Below are 18,218 nucleotides of genomic sequence, written 5' to 3'. Positions count from 1 at the left end.
GCGCGAGAACCGGCCTTCTCGCGGAACCGAGAAATCATTTGCTTGCATTCGTTTCCTCAAGCGTTAAAATAGCTTGTATCTGGAAATGGTCTTTTTGCCCAATCTCGGCATCAAGCTGCACGTTTACTCCTGTGCCGATCTACAGGTCGCCTCCGCGCAAACGCCCGATCTCCTCGATGCTGGCAAAAATCCTCATTTCCGGATTGGAAACGGGGTTGTACCGGGAAATTATTCCCGGATGGACACCAGACAACGAGTCAAAGTAGAAATACGGCCGTATCGGCGCAGGGGGACGCAACCCCCGCTGTCGAAAGGCCGTACGTTTCACGATGGAAAATGTTCAATGCCTTCATTTTCATTTCCCAAGGTATATCCAAGGAGGTTTATATGTCTCAAGAATTGATTGAAAGAATCGATCAGGTGATGGACGTCTTATATGCGCTGCGAGGTCATCTTTGACTTGGAGAGCCGCTCCGAAGCCTTGGCCAAACTCGAAAAAGTCATGGCTATGCCGGATTTCTGGCAAAGGGATCAGGACGAGATCTCGAACATGACTCAGGAGCGAGCCGCACTGTCCGAAGTGATCACCCTGTGGGAGAGATTTGTCCGCGAGGCCGAGGAGGCCCGGATCATGGCCGAGATGGCTATGGAGGAAAAGGACGAGAAGACGCTGAAGGAGGTGGAGCGAGATCTCGATGAACTCGAGAAGGAGATCCGCACCCTAGAATTCCGATCCATCCTCGGCGGAGCCGACGACAAGCGCAACGCTATCGTCGCGATCAACGCGGGGGCCGGCGGCACGGAGGCGCAGGACTGGGTGGAAATGCTCTTCCGGATGTATGCCCGATGGGCCGAACAAAAAGGCCTGAAGGTGCAGGTGATCGACTACCTGGAAGGGGAAGAGGCGGGGATCAAGAATATCACCTTTACGGTGCAGGGCCCCTACGCCTACGGGTATCTCAGGTCCGAGCACGGAATCCATCGCATGGTGAGGATTTCCCCGTTCGACGCCACGGGCAGGCGGCATACCTCCTTCGCGTCGGTCTCGGTTCTGCCCGAAATCGATGCCGACATCGTCATCGACATTGACGAAAAGGACCTGCGAATCGATACATTCCGGGCCAGCGGACCAGGCGGGCAGCACGTCAACAAGACCAGTTCGGCTATCCGGATCACCCACCTACCCACCGGCATCGTGGTCCAGTGTCAGAACGAGAAATCGCAGCACCGGAACAAGGACATGGCGATGAAGGTGCTCCGTTCGAAGCTCTATGACCTCGAACGTGACAAGCAGGAGCAAAAAAAGCAGGAGATCCACCACGCGCAGAAGGAGATCGCCTGGGGGAGCCAGATCCGCTCATACGTCTTCAATCCCTACAGACTGGTCAAAGACCACCGCACGAACACCGAGATCGGCAACGTCGAGAAAGTCATGGACGGCGATATCGATCTCTTTATCGATGCCTACCTGAAGCGGGGAAGAACAGCGCATTAAAGCCGGGGGGGCTTCGAGCCCCCTGAGGCCTTGGCAAAACCCCCGACCGATCGGGGGCCGGCGGCGCGGTCTTGGGCGAGTTACCAGCCGCCTGCTGTGCCAGGGGGCCCCTTTGGAGACGCACAAGAAGGCATCCGGAGGCCGGATCAACCTCCCTTGTAAGCCGCTGTCATCTCCTGCACATACGCTTTGATCCCCGCAGCGATGCCCTGCGCCACACGGCTTTGATAGGTCGCAGTAGGCAGGCGCTTCCGCTCCGAGCCGTTCGTGATGAAGCCGATCTCGACGAGGATGGCGGGCATCTGGGCGCCGATCAGAACGTAGAACGGGGCTTGTTTCACCCCGAGATCCTTTAGATCCTTGTAACCGCGCCTGAGCCGCTTCACCATGCCGCCCTGCACCTGGTAAGCCAGACGGCTCGATTCGTTGATCTTCGTATTCATCATCAAATCGTTCAGGATGTTTTGCAGGTCGCTGATGCTCTTCTCCGAGGTGGCGTTTTCCCGGGCGGCCACCATCATAGCGTTTTCGTCCAGGGCCATGTTCAGAAAATAGGTTTCGAGGCCGTTAACGCGGCTGTCGCGGTGGGCGTTGACGTGCAGTGAGATGAACAGGTCCGCCTTCTCCATGTTGGCGATGGCCGTTCGCCGCTCGAGGGGTAGATAGACATCCTTCGTTCGCGTGAGGATGACCTCACAACCGAGTTCCTTTTTGATCTCTGCAGCCAGTACCCTGGCAAGGGAAAGGGTGATCTCCTTCTCGCGCAGGCCGCCGTAACCGCTGCAGCCCGGGTCCTTGCCCCCGTGCCCGGGGTCGATGACGATCCGATTGACGCCGAGCCCCAGCTGGCGAGCCAGCGAGACAGAATCCTTGCTGGATTTTTCGGCCTTGCGGACCCCTTTCTGCACGGGTCGCTTGGTGGGGGCTGAAGCCTTCGGGGCGGCCGCCGCAGGCTCCTTTTCTTCCAGCCGCTGGATATCCACGACGATCCTGAACGGATCGTAAAGATGGAACACCTTGTAGCGTCCCACCTTCTCCATGTCCAGTACAACCCGCACGGTATCTTTGTCGTACTGCCCGGCCCGAGCCTTCTGCAGAAGGTCGTCTTTGATGGGAATGACGGGGCTGATTTCAGCCGGTACGACGGCGTTTTCGAGATCGAGGTAAAACCGCCGCGGTTTATGGGCATCGGGATCTGCCTTGAGCAGATGTTCCTTGTAGCTGACAGGCGCACTCAGATCCACGACGACGCGCGTGTAGCTCGGGGTTGACCAGTAGCGGATGTCGGTTACCCGAGCCTTCCCGGAAGGCGCCTTCCCCGGTTGAGCATCTCGCTCGCGAGGCGCGGACTCCTCCGGCGGCGCCGCCACGCCTTTCCCGCCTCCTGAGGAAGCGGTGCCCTTTTGCCGGCTCATGACCTTGCTGAGGACATCGAGCCGCTTCGAGGCGAAGGGCCGCATATCGCCATCCGGATAACGGATCGTGACCTTCAGATACTCGAGGTAGGCCTGGGTGAAATCTTTCCGCTGGGTTTCATGGATGTCGGCCATGCCGAACAAGGCATCGTCCGCGAGGCGGTGATCCGGGTATCGGTCCAGCAGGCGCTGAAAGAGCTTCAGCGCCTCATCGATATCGCAGGGCAGGCGGGAAACCTCGAACATGTCGCGGTAAAGCCTCGCCGCGTGGTAGAGGGCCCAGGCCGATTCATCCTTGTCTGGATAGAGCGTATAGATCCGGGAATAGGTCCCGATACAGGCGAGCCAGTTCTCGCGGAATTTTCTCTTTTCGGGGGATTGGAGCAGGCCTTTACGGCAGACGTCACCGGAATGGAGCAGCACCTGCGCGGAGGGGACAGCCTCCCCCGTTGCCTGCCCTCCTCCGAGGCAGGCCAGGGCCAGCATGGTGGAGGTTGCCAAAAGCATGATCTGGATGAAACGGGTTATTTCGGCCTTTTTCACAAAGGACCTCAGGTCGTCGTCATATCGCGTGAGTGCGGCGTAACTGCCGCGAGGCAAGGAAAAGTGCTTCAGCCGGAAAGACGAAGGGGGCTGCCTTTTTCGCGCGCGGTCTTATGGTTTATCGATGAACTCCTGCAGTTTGTTTAATTCCAGAAGGGCCTCGAGAGGCGTCATGGAGGAAAGGTCCAACTTTCGTATCCAATCGCTCAACTGCGCATCGTGATGCGGAAACAGATGCAGCTGTGCTGCCCTATTTTCATCCTGACGTCTGCTCTTCGAACGAGCGATCTGGGGTCTCCCGATCTCGTCGAGTTCCCTGCCTTCCAGATTCTCCAGGATTTCCTTCGCTCTTTCAAGCACACTTTCGGGCAGACCGGCGATCCGTGCCACCTGGATGCCGTAACTGCGGCTGGCACCCCCGGGCGCAAGTTTGCGCAAAAAGATGATCCGGTCATTCCATTCCCTGACTGCAATCGTCAGGTTCCGCGCACGCGGCTTGGTGGCGCACAGATCGGTCAATTCGTGGTAATGCGTCGCAAAAAGGGTTCTGACCCCCTGTCCGTCCCTGTCGTGAAGCGCCTCGGCCACGGCCCAGGCAATGCTCAACCCGTCATAGGTGCTGGTTCCCCGTCCGATCTCGTCCAGGACCACCAGGCTCCTCGGCGTGGCGTGGCGGAGGATATTGGCCGTCTCGGTCATTTCCACCATGAAGGTGCTCTGACCCCTGGCGAGATCGTCCGACGCGCCGACGCGGGTAAAAATGCGGTCGACCAACCCGATGACCGCCTTTTCTGCTGGGACGAAACTGCCCATCTGCGCCATGAGCACCGTCAGCGCTGTTTGGCGGAGGATAGTCGACTTCCCCGCCATGTTGGGTCCCGTGATGATCAGGATCTGCCGGGATTCGTCATCCATCAGGATGTCGTTCGGGACGAAGTCCTCCTCCCGGACGGTCTGCTCGATGACAGGGTGGCGACCCTCCGTGATCTCGATCGATCTTCCCTCGTGGATGACCGGGCAGCAATAATGGTATTTTTCGGCCGCTTCGGCCAATCCGGCAAGGGCGTCCAGCTCCGCGATCAACGCCGCCGTCGCCTTGATCCGTTGATTGTGGGACGCCACCCGCGCACGGACCTCTTCGAAGAGTTCCAACTCGAGCGTAATGCGGCGCTCCTCCGCACCGAGCACCCGCTCCTCCATCTCCTTGAGTTCCTGTGTCACATAGCGCTCACCGTTGGCGAGCGTCTGCTTACGGATATAGTCATCCGGAACCAGATGAAGGTTGGCCTTCGAGATCTCGATGTAATAGCCGAAGACCCGGTTGAATCCTACCTTGAGGTTTGCAATGCCCGTCCGCTCCTGCTCGCCTGCAGCAAAGCGGGCGATCCACCCCTTCCCGTCCCGGGCCATGGAGATCAGGCGGTCGAGTTCCGCATGATAACCCTCGCGGATGATCCCGCCCTCCTTGAGCCCGGCCGGGGGTTCCTCGTGGATGGCCTCCCCGATGAGAGCGGCGACTTCCTCGAGGGCATCCAGGGCGTCGGCCATCTGCGCCACCTTCTCGCAGGCCGCACCCTGCAGGCGTGCCTTCAGCGCCGGAATCAGATCGAGGGACAGCTTCAGGCTCACAAGGTCACGCGCGTTGGCACGGCCCATCGCTACCCGCCCGTTCAGACGCTCGACGTCATACATCCGCTCCAACCGCTCCCTCACGACGCTGCGATCGAAGGGCGCTTCGCGGAAAAACCCCACCGCGGAGAGGCGCTCCCGAATCGATTCGGGCCGGATGAGCGGATAGGCGATCCACCGCCTGAGAAGCCTGGATCCCATGGGGGTCACCGTGCGGTCCAGGATCTGGAAGAGCGAGCCCTTCTCCGATTGCCTCCGCATGGTCTTGAGCAGTTCGAGATGGGCGACCGTCGCCTCGTCCAGGAACATGTAATCCCCCAGGTGATAGCGGACAAGTTCCTTGATGTGCTCCGGGTACCCCTTGTGGATCTCGCGCAGATAGTAAACCAGCGCCCCGGCGGCGGTAAGCCCCGCCCGAAGTCCTTCGCAGCCGAATCCATCCAGGGAGCAGACACCGAACTGCGCCTTCAGGAGCCCAGCCGCGCCGGAGGGCTCCAGGCTCTCGGCCCGCAGCGTTTCGATGCGGTAACGCGACCTGAGCGTCCCATCCGGTTCAGGCGTGCCTTCCGGGACAAGCACCTCGGCCGGGGCGATCCGGGCAAGCTCGTCCATGATTTCCCTGGGCGAGCCCGACTCGGTCACCCTGAATTCCCCTGTCGACAGATCTGCGTAAGCCAGACCGTAGACTCCCTCTTCGGCGCTCAAGGCCGCCATGAAAAGGTTGGCCGATCTTTCGAGATCTTCTTGGTCCAGGATGGAGCCGGGGGTGACCAACCGCACGACCTCCCGTTTGACGATTCCTTTGGCAAGCCGCGGATCCTCCATCTGATCGCAGACAGCCACCTTGAACCCGCTTTGGACGAGCCTCGCGATATACCCCCGAACGGCATGGTGCGGAACCCCGCACATCGGGACCTTTTCACCCTGCCAGGTCCCCCGATTCGTCAGGGTAATGCCCAGCACACGCGAGGCCGTCAGGGCGTCGTCGAAAAACATCTCGTAGAAATCGCCCATCCGAAAAAACAAAATGGCATCCGGGTATTGCCCCTTGATGCCTGTGTACTGTCTGAGCATCGGTGTCATATGGGACATCGGATCTAGGAGTGTGGACCGCCGTTGACAGCCACCGGATCGCGAACTTCGTTCTGGATGGCGACCGTCCGCCTGCGTTGGGTGTCCACGGGCTTGATGCTGTCCCAGTGCCTGCATTGAGGGCACTGCCACAGGAGTTCCTTCGGTTCGAAGCCGCAGCGTTCACACTGGAAGGAAAGGTAGGGAATCGTCAGAAACTCGAGGAGCCTGCCGTATTCGGCAAGGGCGTCTTCGGTCCGCCCCTCGTCCAGCAGCAGACGTCCCTTGAAACGCCGAGCCTCCCAGAGCGAGGGGTTCAGCTCCAATGCCTTTTCGATCTCCGCGAGGGCGGCGGCACCGTCCTTTTCAGCCTGAAAATAGCGCGCCAAGGCCATATGGCCGAAGGCGTCCGGCCGCTTTTCTACGCACGCCTTGAGAAATTCTCCGATCGGTTTGAGGTTTTCCATCCTGGAACAGGCACGCTCGAGCCGGTTGTAGCACAGAAACAGGAAATCGGGTGCCACGTCGAAGATCCTCTCCCAGATGGCGATCGCCTTCTTGTACTCCTCCCGCTCGAAATACAGATCTCCAAGGTGGAGATAGGCATCGACGCACGCCTTGTCGCTGCCGAGAGCCTTGTTGTATGCGCTCTTCGCACGGTTGAAATCCCCCTGCTCCTGGTAGACCTTTCCCGCCTCGACCAGATGATGCGCAAGGATGTGCCCCTGGTCTTCCCGCATCAATTTAGCGATCCTCTGACGGATGTTGTAGGCCTTCTCCCACTCGCGCAGCTCTTCGTAAATCTTTTCGATCTCCTGGAGGTTCTCGAGATTGCCGGGGTCCTTGTGCGCAACATCGAGGAGGACCTTGAGGGCCCTGTTCAGGAAACCGCCTTTGCGGTAATCCAGGCCGAGGTCATAGAGCGCGCGTACCCTGATCCGTTCATCGACATTGGGCCTCAGCATGATGCTCTGGCGGATGCGTATCGCGCGGTCGATATCGCCCTTGGAGCGGTAAAGATTCCCCAGGGCGACATAGGTCTCGATGGTGTCCGAATTGACCTTGACGGATTTGGTGAACTCCTCGATGGCATGATCCTGATCGTTGGACAGGATGTACTGGATCCCCTTGAAAAAGGCGGGATCCTCTTTCTCGTTTTTGCGCTGCCGCCTGTCCTTTCTCGATCGCCAGAAACCCATACCGGCAAACACCCCTCCCACGAAGGCCGTCCCGGCAAAAAAAACGGCTTTCCCTTCCGTCAAGACAGCCAGCCAATCCTGGACCTTATCGAACAAACCCATCCCCTTTCGAGGAAATCACCGCGGCACCACAAACCCTGCACATCCGGCGCAGCTCCGATATCTTTTTGGCGGCGAAACATCTAACGAGGCGGCGCCCGCAAAGTAAGCGTCAGGGGAGTTCTTCCGACTCCTGATTGGGTACGACTTCGCTGGTTACCGGGAGATTTCGAAGCGTGTTCAACTCTTCGTCTTTCTGCTTTCCCTGTCGGATCAGTGTTTTGATCTCTCTGCGGAGCCGGAAACGTTCAACCGCTCCGTAGAGACCCGCGATGAGGACCCCGATCAGAAAGGTGATGACCGCTATGAAGTAGAGAGATAAAGGAACGGTTTGCCCGCTCCAGAACTTGAGGTCCACTTTGAACTGCACCTGGGTCGAGAGTGCCGGGTGATTCTGAACCGCCACGATAACGATCAGCAACAAAACGAGAATGATAATCAAGGCCCTCAGATGTTTCATACCTCACCTCCTGCGGGGGTTTTCAAGCGGTTGAAATACGGTAACAGCTTTTCGTAGGTGGTCTGCAGGTGCTCGGGTATCACCCTTACATCTCCGATGACGGTCATATAGTTGGTGTCGCCGTTCCATCTCGGTACGATATGAAAATGCATATGCTCTTCGACGCCTGCGCCTGCAACACGGCCCAGATTGAGTCCTACGTTGAACCCGTCGGGCCGCATCAGCGTTTTGATGATCCCCATGCTTGCCCGCACCATCTGCAGGAGCGCCAGCATTTCCCCGGGTTCGAGTCCGTCCAGATTCGGGACATGGCGGATGGGCGCTACCAACAGATGGCCATTCACATAAGGATACTTGTTCATGATCACGAGAACCGTGGAATCGACGTAAAGAATCATCCGCTCTGCGTCCATCGAGCGGTCCTCGCCAGGGCAAAAGATGCACCCTTTGTATTTGTCGTTTCCCAAAATGTATGTCATACGCCACGGCGCCCACAACACTTCCATAATGCCCCCTCGAAAATTCGCTGATCTATGCCCTCGATCTACGCCGCTGCAGCGGCGAAAGACAGAGACCACACTTTGCGTCTATCCGGAAATGATTACTCGGCACAACCGGGTTTCCAATCCGAAAATGAGGATTTTTTCACCGCTCCGCGGCGGGACCGATTTGGCCAATATCAAGGAAATCAAGCGTTTGCGCGGAGGCGACTTGGTGGTCGCCGCACAAGCAAACGTGCAGATTGACGCTGAGATTGGCGAAAAAGACCATTTCCGGATGGAAACTACTTCGGATTCAAGAAATGGTTCCAGAGCACCATCCATCTTCAGGATGGCCTCAGGCCCTGCAGCATGCACGGTGATCTCATGGCTCAGCCGGAAATCCCGCATCAAACCAGGCAAAAGAGTATAACAATCAAGGAAAAAAAGACAAGGCGAAATCTGACGGCGCCATAACGGTTGACGTTCGCGGCAGTCGTTCATATATTGAATTCCGATCCAAAAGACGCAGCTCTTCCTGCAGATCCGCAGTGGAGATTCCTAGCCCATGGTTGAAGGTGGATGAAGGGATCCCCGATCCCAAAGGGCTTCCCTGTAGCCAAGGCCCCGGGCTGCGCCAACTCGTGCGGCGGTTGAGCCCCCGACACAGGCGCCCGCGCACGCTCGAATTTGTCTGGATCCTGCCTGGACTCGTCCAGGAGTTCGCCCAGTACCCCTGAAGGGGATAGATCAGCCGCTGTCCGCGGCGGGGTCTTTTCCCGATAAGAATGAACGATACAACCGGAGGGTTACCTGTGCCGATCTACGAGTTTTACTGTCCTAAATGCCACATGATCTTCAATTTCTTCTCGCGAAGCGTCAATACGGACAAGCGGCCTGCCTGCCCGAAATGCCGGACCCCGAACCTGGACCGGCGGATGTCCGTCTTCGCCTTTTCACGCAACCGACCCGAGGAAGAGGACACCCCTATGCCAGACCTCGACGAAGGCAAGATGGAGCAGGCCATGGAGTTGCTTTCCCGCGAGGTCGACCAGGTGGATGAGGAGGATCCGCGCCAGGCTGCGGCGCTGATGCGAAAGCTGAGCGATATGACCGGCCTCGACCTCGGGCCGGGCATGGAGGAGGCCATTCGGCGCATGGAGGCGGGTGAAGACCCCGAACAGATCGAGGCCGAGATGGGGGATCTCCTCGAGCAGGAAGATCCCTTCTCCTTGAAGGAAAAGGCGGCGCGGATCGCCCGGTCGCTGCCCCCGAGGGTGGATGAGACCCTTTACGATCTCTGAGGGCAGGCCGCAGGGAAAAATTTTCCCCGGCGAAGAAGGTCTTAAAAGGCGCCGACCCGAGAGTCGGGGGGGGCCACAGGCCGCTCGGCAAAGGCTCCCACCGGATAAGATCCGGCGGTTCAGAGGGCGAGAAGCTCGATCTCTCCCCAGCTGGCCAGACGGTCTTTCAGGATGAGCACCCCGCCGAGGACACCGGGGATGTGAGAGGCCTCGCGCGCAGCCGCGGCAAGGTCCGCCGCCTTGAACAGGCGGTTTCCCACGGCCGTCGCAGCCGCATCGGCAAGGGCGGGGGAGCGCGAGACGATGCAGACGGCGTCGCTCTCCCCCAGGCTGAGGGAATGCCCGACGCTCCCCGAGGAGGTGCAGACGCCTGTCGGCATCCGCTCGGCGGGGATCCTGATCCCCACCCGCTTGCTGAGAGGTGATTTTCCGGCGTAAATGGAGACTTTGGCGTCCCGTCGCGTGGCAAGGAAGATATCCCCGCCGTTTTCGACGATCACCTGCGGACTCAAGCCGAGAAGGCCCTCGCCCACATACTGGGCGACGGCCCCGGCCACCGCTGCCATGGGGCCGACCCCGGCTGCCCTCCCCGCCCTCAGCATGGTCTTGACGAGCGGAGGGGCGAGCACATCTTCCTGCAGCGGCAGAAGGGCCTGCACAAAGCCCGGGTGCTCCGCGATGTAGGACTCGATCTGACGGCGCGCCTCGAGGACGAGGCCACGCGTTTCGTCGGGGAGAGGGGTCTCCGTCTGCACCCACAGATCGGTCTGCCTGACCGCTACCCCAAAGGCCGTCAAACCCCGTGCGTGGGCCTTCTGCCGATAATCGCGCGGTTCGTGAGGTCTCACGGATGATTCCCTGCCTTCCTCTGTGTCAACCGGCTGGGGAGGTCGCTGTAGCGCCTCTGTGTGCGGTCATTGTGCACCGCCATGGCGAGGGCCTTCCGGCTCCCGATCAGGATCGCCAGTTTCCGGCCGCGGGTAAGGCCCGTGTAGATGAGATTGCGCTGAAGCATCATGTAGTGCTGGGTCAGAACCGGGAGAACGACCGCGGCGTACTCCGAACCCTGCGCCTTGTGGACGGAGACGGCATAGGCCAGCGAGATCTCTTCGAGATCGCTGTATTCGTAGGTGACCCGCCGCCCGTCGTAGAGGATGAAGACCTCCTGCTTCTCGCGGTCGATGCGCTCGATGAGGCCGAGGTCCCCGTTGTAGACATCCCGATCGTAGTCGTTCCGGATCTGCATGACCTTGTCTCCGACCCTCAGCGAACGGCTGCCCCAAACAAGGGTGTCGCCCTTCGGGTTGAGGGCGTTCTGGAGATTCAGGTTCAGATTCGAGGCACCGACCACCCCTTTGTGCATAGGGGTCAACACCTGGACCTCTTCCCGGGGGTCGAAGCCGAAACGCTCCGGAATCCGCTTCCCGACCAGTTCGATGATCAGGCGCAGGACCTCTTCGGGATTCTCCTGTTCGATAAAATAGAAATCCTCAGGCTCCCCCCTGCCGAGGTTTCTTTGCGGCATGAGCCCCGCGTGGATCCGGTGGGCGTTGACCACAATCAGGCTTCGGCTGGCCTGCCTGAAGATCTCCTTCAACGTGATGACCTTGATCACCCCGGACTGGATCATGGCCTGAAGGGGATATCCCGGTCCCACGGGCGGAAGCTGAAACACATCCCCGACCAGGATGAGGACGGCCGAAGTCGGAACCGCCTTCAGGAGGTGGTGCATCAGGACCAGATCGATCATGGAGGCCTCGTCCACAATCAGGAGGTCGCATTCCAACGGATTTTCCGTATTCTTTTTAAACGCCCCCTTGGCCGGCGCAAACGAGAGCAGGCGGTGGATGGTCTTCGCCTCCATGCCCGTCGCCTCGGCAAGGCGCTTCGCCGCCCTCCCCGTCGGTGCCGCGAGTAGAATGCGTGCGCCCTTGCGGGTGAAGATCTTGACGATCGCATTGACGATGGTTGTCTTGCCGGTCCCCGGCCCGCCGGTAATGACCAGAATGTGGTTCAGAAGCGCCGCCCGCACGGCCTCCCGCTGCTTTTCCGCCAGGCTGATGCCCGCCAGTTTCGCCTCCACCCACCGAAGGGCCTTGTCTGGATCCACCCCGCGCCACGGTCTCTCCCCGCCGGTGAACTCGAGGATCCTTCTGGAAACCGCCACCTCGCAGAAGTGGAGCGCCGCCAGGTAGACCTTCTTTTCGCCTCCCTGGAGCGATCCCCCCTCCGTGCAGCGTTCTTCGATGACGATGCGCTTCTCCTCAACGGCTCCGATCGCCGCTTGTTCGAGGATCTCCTCTTCGACTCCGAGGATCTCGCGCGACTTTTCCAGCAGTTCCCGGTAGGGATAGTAGACGTGCCCTTCCTCCGAGGCCTTTTGAAGGACATACAGCATCCCGGCCTGCGCTCGGAGCCTGGAGTGTTTCGCGAATCCCAGCTTTTCGGCGATCCGGTCCGCCGTAATGAATCCGATTCCCGCTATATCGGTTGCCAGCCGGTAGGGGTTTTCCTTGATCACCTGTATCGAGCGGCCGCCATAGGTCTTGAAGATTCGGGTGGCATAGGCGCTGCTCACCCCATGCTCCTGCAGAAAGATCATGACCTGCCGGATTTCCTTTTGCTCCTTCCAGGCCTGCCGGATCATTTCGATGCGCTTCGGGCCGATCCCCGGGACCGCGACGAGCTGCGCGGCATCCTGATCGATCACCTCCAGGGTCTTTTCTCCATGCACCTTGACGATCCGCTTGGCCATGATCGGCCCGATGCCCTTGATCAGCCCGGAGCCCAGGTACCTCTGGATGCCGTAAACCGTCCCAGGGACATCGGTGCTGTACTGCTCGATCTTGAACTGCCGGCCGTAGCGGGGGTGATTCCCCCAAACCCCCAGCATTTTGAGAATCTCCCCGGGAATCGGCGCCATCAGATTCCCGACGACGGTCACCAGTTCGCGCTCTCCGCGCACCTTCATCTGCACGACCGAATAACCGTTCTCCTCGTTCAGATAGGTAACCCTTTCGATCCTGCCCTGAAGTTCACACGCCATCCGGGCACCTCTTAGCGTCCTTTCCCCGCCGGCCGCCGCCCCGGGAACATGAACCACCCCCGAAACTGCAGATGCCGACTTCAAAAGAATTGTCTATATTTTCCAACGTGTTAAGGTGGTATGACGTACAGTGGGATCAACCAACGAAAAAAGCCCTATCAGGAGCACCCTCCCAACAAGGCCGGTTGAACAGTGCGGTAAATGACAGAATCCGGCTCGCCCCGAAAGCACTTTGAAAAGGCTTTGCCGATTCCGGTCGGTGATCAGCTCACAGCGTCCTTGAGCGACTTGCCCGGAACAAATTTCGGGACCTTTCTGGCCGGGATGTCGATCGTTGCACCGGTCTGGGGGTTTCTTCCCTGCCTGGCCGGCCTTTCGTCCACCTTGAAGGTCCCGAAACCGATCAGGGTAACCTTCTCCTGCTGCTGAAGGGCTTCTGTGATCGACCCGAAAACCGCGTCGACGGCCTGCTGGGCATCTTTTTTGCTACCGAGCACCTTTGCCACCTCATTGACCAAATCACCTTTGTTCATCTCTTTCCTCCCTTGTTGAAGTGATTGAACCCCGATGAATCCGTGCATTTGCTGGTGATAATCCAATCCGGGCCGTATTTCAACAGAAAAATCTCGGCCGGCGTAGGTCGCAAGCCCTTTCCTGCATCATTTCCGACATCCGCCTAACGTTCTTGACAGACAGTCGACCCGGCTCTTGCCGGATTTTTCGCCCCGCCCTTCCAGCGGGATCTCAAAGGGCCGGAGGCAGGTAGTCCACCCTGACATTGTGGAGCGCATGAAAGAGGTTCCCTTTGATCTTCCTGTTCGTGCGCTGCAAGGCCGCGAGAAGTTCCTTGATCTCCCGCCGTTTGGATGAAACGGCGGTAGGACAGCCCAGGTCGACAGGGGGCCAGCCCATCTCACGAGCGTAACGCGAAAGGTGAGCCTCCGGCACCTCGTAGAGCGGTCGGATGACCTTGATCCGACCGTCGAAAAACGTCTGGACCGGGAGCATGGTGCTGACTGAACCTCCGTAAAAGAGATTCAGCAGGAATGTCTCGATGACATCGTCCTTGTGGTGCCCGAAAGCCAGGAGGTTGCAGCCGAGTTCCCGGGCATTGTCGAACAGGATTTTCCGCCGCAGCCGCGCACAGAGAAAACAGGGGTTCTCAAGGTTTTCGGCGCTGTGGGCGCGCGGACCGATGCCGCTCCGGACGATCCGATGTTCGAAGCCGTTTTCCCGGAAAAATTCCGACAGCATGGCGGCGGAATCCCCGCCGAAGCCCGGGTCGACATGCACCGCCGTCAGCCGGTACGAGATGGGGATCCGCTCCAGACGGTCCCTGAGCAGCCAGAGGACAGCCATGCTGTCCTTTCCCCCCGAAACGGCCACGAGGACGTGGTCGCCATCCTCTACCATCGCGTACCGATGCATCACCCGGCCCATCAGGCGCCCGACCTCTTTACGTGCGTACCCCACGAACCGCCCCCTTCAGGCATTCCCGCGCGGCGGGCGTTCCCCGAACAGGGCCGTCCCGATCCTGACGAGGTTCGCCCCCTCTTCGATCGCTACGCGGTATGAATCGGACATGCCCATGGAGAGATACCGCATGTCGACATGCGGCAGCGAGAGCGAACGGATCTGCTCGAAAAGCTCCCGGGTCCGCCTGAAATAGGGCCTTACAGCTTCCGGATCATCCAGCAAAGGCCCCATGGTCATGAGACCCATCAAACGGATATGATGCAAATCGCTCAGCCGCCCGATCAATTTTACCGCCTCGCCGGGAAGGACTCCGTGTTTCTGGGGCTCTTCCCCGCTGTTGATTTCGAGAAGCACCGGCATGATCCTGCCCTCCTTTTCGGCAGCCCGGTCGATGGCCTGCGCCAGATTGAGAGAATCAAGGGTCTCGATCATGTCGAAGAGCTTGACGGCCTTGTTGGCCTTATTGGATTGAAGATGTCCGATCAGGTGCCACTTCACCCGTTCGCCGATAGCCTCCCGTGCCCTTTCAGCCTCCTGGACATAGTTTTCGCCCACAATCGCAAGGCCGGCTGCGACCGCCTCGAGAATCTCCCCGGGGGTCCTTGTCTTGGCAGCCCCGACGAGGATGACCCCCGCGGGCAGTTCATTCAGGATACGTTTGACGTTTTCCTGGATCATTGGCTCTATCCCCTATCGTGTTCGTCCGCCGCGAAAGGCCGTTCAGCAATCGGTGTCGTAATGCCTTCGCAAGCGGCGCAGGACAAATCCACAGGTGCATACCCATCATCCCTTTTGAATGGAATCCTGTCGTGTTCTCCGGAACGAACCTCCCCACCATCGATCCGGAAATGACGATCCAGCACGCCCCGCTTTCCAAATTGGAAGGATGGCTGCACCAGCAATTGCCGGGGCATTCAGGGCGGAAGGAAGCCGTCTTCAGGTAAAAAGGCTTTCCAAAGCCCCAGTTCATACGGATACCGCAACTTTGACTCGGTGTAAAGCGAAAGCCCGGGATCACATAGGCTTCCCCTGCTGCGCCGCGGTCCCTCGACGCCGTTGAAATCGAATTACTAAATTCAGTAATAATAAATAGCTATGCATATTTTGTTATCTTTCACATGAGGATTACACAGCCTTCTCCCTGCCTCTGTTTCTTCGGCGCTGAATTTCTGGATTTTATTATATCGATCCTCCTTCCCTGGTTTCTGTGCTGCAACGTTGCCGCCTTGAACCCGGATGTCGAAAACTGAGAGAACGTCTTGCCTGATTCAGGCGCTTGACAGACCTATGGCTCTAGGCTAGTGTCCGATCGTAAAGGGTCTTTTTGGCGAATCTGGGCGTCAACCTGCAGGTTTACTTGTGCGGCGACCCACAGGTCGCCTCCCCGCAAACGCTTGATTTCCTTGATATTGGCCAAACCGGGACTCGCCACGGAGCGGTGGGATTGAGCGGCGAAGCGGTGAAGAAAAATCCTCATTTCCGGATTGGAAACTGGGTTCTATAGGGAAATCATTTCCGGATGGATACAAACTTGATTTCCTGGATATCGCCGAAGCTGGGAGCCGCCCCGAAGGAGTGGGACCGAGCGGGCAAAGCTCACGAAGAAACTTCTCCATTTCCGGATTGAAAACCGGGCGGTGCTGGATCATCATTTCCGTATGGATACCTGGCGATTCGCAAGTATGGACAAGTAAGGGTGACACGGGTTCGAGGACCGGAGGGATGAAAGATGACCCATGAGATGAAAGGCCATTATGCCAAGAAACATGCGTCGGAGCGATCTTACCGAGCGGAGATCGCCGCCGCACTGCGGGCGGCGGCGCAAACCGATGGCGTTCCCTGCGCCGTCGCACATGACATCGCGGCGCGCTTCGAGGTGGCGCCCTCCGAGGTCGGCTTTACCCTCGATGCGCTGGAAATCCCCATTTGCAAGTGCCAGATGGGCCTCTTCGGATACCAGCCCCAACGGCGGATCGTAAAGCCTGCCGAAAACGTCTCCCCGGAACTCGAAAGAGCCATCGAAGCCGCACTCCTGAACGGCAAACTGCACTGCAAACAGGCCTGGGACATCGCCCTGCGCCTGAAAATCCCGAAAATGGCGGTTTCTGCAGCCTGCGAGACGCTGGGTGTCAAGATAGCCGGTTGTCAGCTGGGTGCATTTTGAAAGAACACCAAAAGAGACCCGCACCAAGCCCTGATCCGGAGCTTGGTGCGGGTCTTCAAAAGCATCATGCGCTTATCATGCCGTTTCCATGCGGATGGGTTGTACCGGGTGGACCGTGATTCCTGTCCGGGCGCACGGATGCGGGTCGGTACCCTGCTCGATCCGTTCGAGCTGGTTTCCATCCGGAAATGGTCTTTTTGGCCAATCTCGGCGTCAATCTGCACGTTTACTTGTGCGGCGACCACCCGGTCGCCGCACAAGTAAACGCGTGATTTCCTTGATATTGGCCAAACCGGGACCCGCCGCGTAGCGGTGGGACTGAGCGGCGAAGCGGTGAAGAAAAATCCTCATTTCCGGATTGGAAACTGGGTTCTACCGGGAAATCATTCCGGATGGATACGAGCGAGCCCAAAACCCGGCTGCGCTCCACCACCCGAACCCGCTCCGCACCGCAAAGTTTAGCAGCTGCCGCAGGAGCCTCCGCAGCCGGCACCCATCGGCATGTTGGAAGAGATGTTGAAACCTGATCCGAATGCCGAATTGACGTAATCGACCTTGACCGGTTTGATCCGTGTGTACAGATCCTTCTCGATGACATAGGTCAAACCGCGATCGTCAAAAACCTCGTCGTTGTCCCGTGACTCGTCCAGAGCCATGCCCAAGGAGGGCCCGGCTCAGCCACCCTGCGACATCATGATCCGAATCGGTGGGATCATGTCACGATCTTTCAGAAACTCCTTGATCATCTCGCTTGCTTTTTCAGTGACTTCCAACATTGCTAAACCTCCTTCAGGGTAATGGGCTGACCTTCGTTGATCTCTGTGGTGCAAGTTTTATCAAAATAGGCACTCAGAATGATTTGTCAAATAAAGAACCATTTTTCGCGGTTTGGTTACAGATTTTTTCAGGGTTCTTCGAGCAGGCGCTGCTGGAGCCAGATGAGAACCTTTTTGAATTCATCCTTCAGTTCCTTGAGGGCACGGCCGCGATGGCTCACCTGGTTCTTCTCCTCCGTATCGAGCTGCGCGAAGGTCTTCCCGAGCAGGGGGTAAAAAAACACCGGGTCATAGCCGAATCCGGATGCCCCAGCGGTCTGCCGTGTGATCTCCCCCTCACATTTCCCCTCGTAGATGAGCGCCGGACCGCGCGGGACAGCAATGGCGATCACGCACCAAAACTCGGCCTTCCTGTCTGTAACGCTTTCCATCCGTTCGAGAAGCTTTGCGTTGTTTTCCGCATCGCTCGCTCCCTCTCCCGCATAACGCGCCGAATGAACGCCCGGTTCCCCACCGAGCGCATCGACGACCAGGCCGGAATCATCGGCCAGGGCCGGAAATCCGAGGACCCGCGCCGTAAATCGAGCCTTTTCGACGGCGTTGTCCTCAAAGGTCTCCCCATTCTCCTCAACGCTCGGTATCGGCCCGAAATCATCCAATGTTTTAAGCTCTACATTGAAATCCTTCAACAATGATTTGAATTCACGTATCTTACCCTGGTTGCGAGTGGCGAGAACCAGAGGAATCCGATCGGGAAGAATTTTCGTTGGCTGATGCATTCGGTCTTCCTGCACTGGAATCATGTCTCCTTTGGCTTTTTTGGGAAAATGCAACCCTTCGAGCAGTCGTACCCGCATTTTAGGGTAGACAAGCCGCCAAGGCTTCGCTAGGTTGTTTCCTTCCGGAAATGGTCTTTTTCGCCAATCTCGGCGTCAATCTTCACGTTTGCTTGTGCGGCGACCTGCAGGTCGCCTCCGCGCAAACGCTTGATCTCCTTGATATTGGCGAAAAATCCTCATTTCCGGATGGGAAACCGGGTCGTCCTGGATGATCATTTCCAGA

At 58.5% G+C, this 18,218-nt stretch carries 21 protein-coding genes; 7 read left to right on the top strand and 14 right to left on the bottom strand.

Going from position 1 to position 18,218, the window contains the following annotated elements:
• Nucleotides 1–85 precede the first annotated feature (85 nt).
• Together ACZ500_RS05520 and prfB are read left to right on the top strand one after the other, a co-directional pair.
• The gene (locus ACZ500_RS05520; protein ID WP_464231515.1) at nt 86–403 is read left to right on the top strand and encodes a hypothetical protein; all 318 of its coding nucleotides are present in this window, start codon (nt 86–88) and stop codon (nt 401–403) included.
• A protein-coding gene (gene prfB / locus ACZ500_RS05515) for a peptide chain release factor 2 (RefSeq protein ID WP_464231514.1) occupies nt 388–1,495 on the top strand; the annotation gives its coding sequence in 2 pieces (ribosomal slippage) (nt 388–450 and nt 452–1,495; 1,107 coding nt in all). The genes ACZ500_RS05520 and prfB overlap by 16 nt, the downstream gene beginning before the upstream one ends.
• 146 nt (nt 1,496–1,641) lie before the next feature.
• Here prfB and ACZ500_RS05510 read toward each other — a convergent pair.
• The 6 genes from ACZ500_RS05510 to ACZ500_RS05485 form a co-directional block, all read right to left on the bottom strand.
• Entirely contained in the window at nt 1,642–3,453 is a 1,812-nt protein-coding gene (locus ACZ500_RS05510) for an N-acetylmuramoyl-L-alanine amidase (RefSeq protein WP_464231513.1), read from the bottom strand.
• A gap of 111 nt (nt 3,454–3,564) precedes the next feature.
• Nucleotides 3,565–6,174, bottom strand: a complete 2,610-nt coding sequence (gene mutS / locus ACZ500_RS05505; protein ID WP_464231512.1) for a DNA mismatch repair protein MutS — start codon at nt 6,172–6,174, stop codon at nt 3,565–3,567.
• Nucleotides 6,175–6,179: 5 nt separating this feature from the next.
• On the bottom strand, nt 6,180–7,448 hold the full coding sequence (locus ACZ500_RS05500; RefSeq protein WP_464231511.1) for a tetratricopeptide repeat protein: 1,269 nt from the start codon (nt 7,446–7,448) through the stop codon (nt 6,180–6,182).
• A gap of 115 nt (nt 7,449–7,563) precedes the next feature.
• Entirely contained in the window at nt 7,564–7,911 is a 348-nt protein-coding gene (locus ACZ500_RS05495) for a lipopolysaccharide assembly protein LapA domain-containing protein (RefSeq protein ID WP_464231510.1), read from the bottom strand.
• Nucleotides 7,908–8,417 carry an HIT family protein gene (locus tag ACZ500_RS05490; protein WP_464231509.1) on the bottom strand — a complete coding sequence of 170 codons (510 nt, stop codon included), beginning with the start codon at nt 8,415–8,417 and terminating at the stop codon, nt 7,908–7,910. Before ACZ500_RS05490 ends, ACZ500_RS05495 begins: the two co-directional genes overlap by 4 nt.
• A gap of 139 nt (nt 8,418–8,556) precedes the next feature.
• Complete coding sequence (locus tag ACZ500_RS05485; RefSeq protein ID WP_464231508.1) at nt 8,557–8,682, bottom strand: hypothetical protein; 126 nt, start codon at nt 8,680–8,682, stop codon at nt 8,557–8,559.
• 280 nt (nt 8,683–8,962) lie between these two features.
• Here ACZ500_RS05485 and ACZ500_RS05480 point away from each other — a divergent pair, with 280 nt between their 5' ends.
• Together ACZ500_RS05480 and ACZ500_RS05475 are read left to right on the top strand one after the other, a co-directional pair.
• Nucleotides 8,963–9,130 (top strand): hypothetical protein, encoded by a 168-nt coding sequence (locus tag ACZ500_RS05480; protein ID WP_464231507.1) that lies wholly within the window; start codon nt 8,963–8,965, stop codon nt 9,128–9,130.
• Nucleotides 9,131–9,205: 75 nt separating this feature from the next.
• Nucleotides 9,206–9,694, top strand: coding sequence for an FmdB family zinc ribbon protein (locus tag ACZ500_RS05475; RefSeq protein WP_464231506.1), 489 nt, complete (start codon nt 9,206–9,208; stop codon nt 9,692–9,694).
• Between the two features lie 119 nt (nt 9,695–9,813).
• Here ACZ500_RS05475 and ACZ500_RS05470 read toward each other — a convergent pair whose 3' ends face one another.
• From ACZ500_RS05470 to ACZ500_RS05450, 5 genes are all read right to left on the bottom strand, one after another.
• A complete protein-coding gene (locus ACZ500_RS05470; protein ID WP_464231505.1) occupies nt 9,814–10,542 on the bottom strand; it encodes a UPF0280 family protein in 729 nt (242 codons plus the stop codon).
• Nucleotides 10,539–12,740 carry an SF1B family DNA helicase RecD2 gene (gene recD2 / locus ACZ500_RS05465; protein WP_464231504.1) on the bottom strand — a complete coding sequence of 734 codons (2,202 nt, stop codon included), beginning with the start codon at nt 12,738–12,740 and terminating at the stop codon, nt 10,539–10,541. The genes ACZ500_RS05470 and recD2 overlap by 4 nt, the downstream gene beginning before the upstream one ends.
• Before the next feature lie 263 nt (nt 12,741–13,003).
• Nucleotides 13,004–13,273, bottom strand: a complete 270-nt coding sequence (locus tag ACZ500_RS05460) for an HU family DNA-binding protein (RefSeq protein ID WP_464231503.1) — start codon at nt 13,271–13,273, stop codon at nt 13,004–13,006.
• A 211-nt stretch (nt 13,274–13,484) separates the two neighbouring features.
• Nucleotides 13,485–14,213 carry a tRNA lysidine(34) synthetase gene (locus tag ACZ500_RS05455; protein ID WP_464231502.1) on the bottom strand — a complete coding sequence of 243 codons (729 nt, stop codon included), beginning with the start codon at nt 14,211–14,213 and terminating at the stop codon, nt 13,485–13,487.
• A gap of 12 nt (nt 14,214–14,225) precedes the next feature.
• Nucleotides 14,226–14,894: a YggS family pyridoxal phosphate-dependent enzyme gene (locus ACZ500_RS05450; protein WP_464231501.1), complete on the bottom strand. Its 669-nt coding sequence runs from the start codon at nt 14,892–14,894 to the stop codon at nt 14,226–14,228.
• Nucleotides 14,895–15,540: 646 nt separating this feature from the next.
• Here ACZ500_RS05450 and ACZ500_RS05445 point away from each other — a divergent pair.
• A complete protein-coding gene (locus tag ACZ500_RS05445; protein ID WP_464231500.1) occupies nt 15,541–15,720 on the top strand; it encodes a hypothetical protein in 180 nt (59 codons plus the stop codon).
• A gap of 225 nt (nt 15,721–15,945) precedes the next feature.
• On the top strand, nt 15,946–16,380 hold the full coding sequence (locus ACZ500_RS05440) for a hypothetical protein (RefSeq protein ID WP_464231499.1): 435 nt from the start codon (nt 15,946–15,948) through the stop codon (nt 16,378–16,380).
• A 213-nt stretch (nt 16,381–16,593) separates the two neighbouring features.
• Here ACZ500_RS05440 and ACZ500_RS05435 read toward each other — a convergent pair whose 3' ends face one another.
• From ACZ500_RS05435 to ACZ500_RS05425, 3 genes are all read right to left on the bottom strand, one after another.
• On the bottom strand, nt 16,594–16,731 hold the full coding sequence (locus tag ACZ500_RS05435) for a hypothetical protein (protein WP_464231498.1): 138 nt from the start codon (nt 16,729–16,731) through the stop codon (nt 16,594–16,596).
• Nucleotides 16,732–16,838: 107 nt separating this feature from the next.
• Nucleotides 16,839–17,156 carry an IscA/HesB family protein gene (locus ACZ500_RS05430; RefSeq protein WP_464231497.1) on the bottom strand — a complete coding sequence of 106 codons (318 nt, stop codon included), beginning with the start codon at nt 17,154–17,156 and terminating at the stop codon, nt 16,839–16,841.
• A gap of 128 nt (nt 17,157–17,284) precedes the next feature.
• The gene (locus ACZ500_RS05425) at nt 17,285–17,935 is read right to left on the bottom strand and encodes an XTP/dITP diphosphatase (RefSeq protein WP_464231496.1); all 651 of its coding nucleotides are present in this window, start codon (nt 17,933–17,935) and stop codon (nt 17,285–17,287) included.
• Between the two features lie 128 nt (nt 17,936–18,063).
• Between ACZ500_RS05425 and ACZ500_RS05420 the strand changes: the two genes are divergently transcribed.
• Complete coding sequence (locus ACZ500_RS05420; protein ID WP_464231495.1) at nt 18,064–18,207, top strand: hypothetical protein; 144 nt, start codon at nt 18,064–18,066, stop codon at nt 18,205–18,207.
• Nucleotides 18,208–18,218 lie beyond the last annotated feature (11 nt).

This window comes from Desulfatiglans parachlorophenolica, assembly GCF_055394735.1.
Note: the sequence above shows the minus strand (reverse complement) of the source record. Positions and strands in the feature narration are given on the sequence as shown.

Coding starts and splice junctions, on each gene's coding strand:
- ACZ500_RS05495 (WP_464231510.1), bottom strand. CDS start 7,911: ATGAAACATCTGAGGGCCTTGATTATCATTCTCGTTTTGTTGCTGATC.
- recD2 (WP_464231504.1), bottom strand. CDS start 12,740: ATGGCGTGTGAACTTCAGGGCAGGATCGAAAGGGTTACCTATCTGAAC.
- ACZ500_RS05490 (WP_464231509.1), bottom strand. CDS start 8,417: ATGGAAGTGTTGTGGGCGCCGTGGCGTATGACATACATTTTGGGAAAC.
- ACZ500_RS05450 (WP_464231501.1), bottom strand. CDS start 14,894: ATGATCCAGGAAAACGTCAAACGTATCCTGAATGAACTGCCCGCGGGG.
- ACZ500_RS05420 (WP_464231495.1), top strand. CDS start 18,064: ATGGTCTTTTTCGCCAATCTCGGCGTCAATCTTCACGTTTGCTTGTGC.
- ACZ500_RS05425 (WP_464231496.1), bottom strand. CDS start 17,935: ATGCATCAGCCAACGAAAATTCTTCCCGATCGGATTCCTCTGGTTCTC.
- ACZ500_RS05440 (WP_464231499.1), top strand. CDS start 15,946: ATGACCCATGAGATGAAAGGCCATTATGCCAAGAAACATGCGTCGGAG.
- mutS (WP_464231512.1), bottom strand. CDS start 6,174: ATGTCCCATATGACACCGATGCTCAGACAGTACACAGGCATCAAGGGG.
- ACZ500_RS05435 (WP_464231498.1), bottom strand. CDS start 16,731: ATGAGGATTTTTCTTCACCGCTTCGCCGCTCAGTCCCACCGCTACGCG.
- ACZ500_RS05520 (WP_464231515.1), top strand. CDS start 86: ATGGTCTTTTTGCCCAATCTCGGCATCAAGCTGCACGTTTACTCCTGT.
- ACZ500_RS05460 (WP_464231503.1), bottom strand. CDS start 13,273: ATGAACAAAGGTGATTTGGTCAATGAGGTGGCAAAGGTGCTCGGTAGC.
- ACZ500_RS05485 (WP_464231508.1), bottom strand. CDS start 8,682: ATGGTCTTTTTCGCCAATCTCAGCGTCAATCTGCACGTTTGCTTGTGC.